The sequence below is a fragment of the Mesorhizobium sp. M4A.F.Ca.ET.020.02.1.1 genome (genome assembly GCF_004022645.1).
Lineage (GTDB): Bacteria > Pseudomonadota > Alphaproteobacteria > Rhizobiales > Rhizobiaceae > Mesorhizobium.
The window spans coordinates 1-846 of record NZ_RZOI01001242.1 but is presented as its reverse complement, the minus strand read 5'-3'; the positions used below and the strand labels follow the sequence as shown (position 1 = coordinate 846).

General features: G+C 66.7%; 1 protein-coding gene. It reads right to left on the bottom strand.

Translation table 11 applies throughout. The annotated features are described in order from the left end of the window. A partial coding sequence (locus EN742_RS36370; protein WP_128333956.1) for a MurR/RpiR family transcriptional regulator occupies window positions 1-754 on the bottom strand: 754 nt, incomplete at its 3' end. Between the last annotated feature and the right edge of the window lie 92 nt (window positions 755-846).

Here is an 846-nt window from a genome sequence, read left to right as displayed (position 1 = left end):
GCGCAATGCGCGCTGCGGCATTCTCACCCAGGAGCGGCGAGCCCTGAGCCGTCGAGCACAACACCACGTCGGCGGCCGCAGCGAGCGGCGACGTCGCATAGTTGGTGAGCGCGATCGTGCGCGCGCCGCGCCGGCGCGCCAGTTCGACGGGCTCGATCACGGCCGTACTGGTTCCCGAATGGGAGATCGCGATGGCGATATCGCCTTCTCCCAGCAACGAAGCCGACATCAGCATCATATGCGCGTCGTCGAAGACGTTGGTGCGCACGCCGATGCGCAAGAGCTTGTGGGCGACGTCGCGCGCGATCTGCGCCGAGCCGCCGACGCCGTAGAGGTCACGTTGGCGCGCGCCGAAGATAAGGTCGGCCGCCCGCTTCAGCGCCCGCGGATCGAGAATGGCGAGCGTCTCCTCCAGCGCATGCACGGAGGTGCGGAACACCTTGCGCGCGATCTCGGCGTCGGTGTCGTCGGGCGATAGTTCTTCATGCAGTTCGGCCGTCGGCAACCGGTTGTAGCCAGCGAGACCGGCGCGGAAATCCTTGAAGCCGTCGAAGCCGAGTTTCTTGGCTATCTTGACGATCATGGCCTCCGACACGCCGGCGTCTTCGGCCACGGTCTTCAGCGACGTGCTTTCGCCGAAATCGCGCCGGCCGAGGATCATGTCGACCACCCGCCCCTCCAGCGGCGTCAGATGCGGCATCATCATGCGGATGCGCGGGCCGATGGTTCTCGGATCGCCAAGCGGCAGGCTCATGCGTCTTCCCCCGACATCATCGCCTTTCCCGCTACGCGCCAATCAAGGCCCTGTTGACGATCCTCTGGCTGGCGACGGCGTCCTGGCGGGCC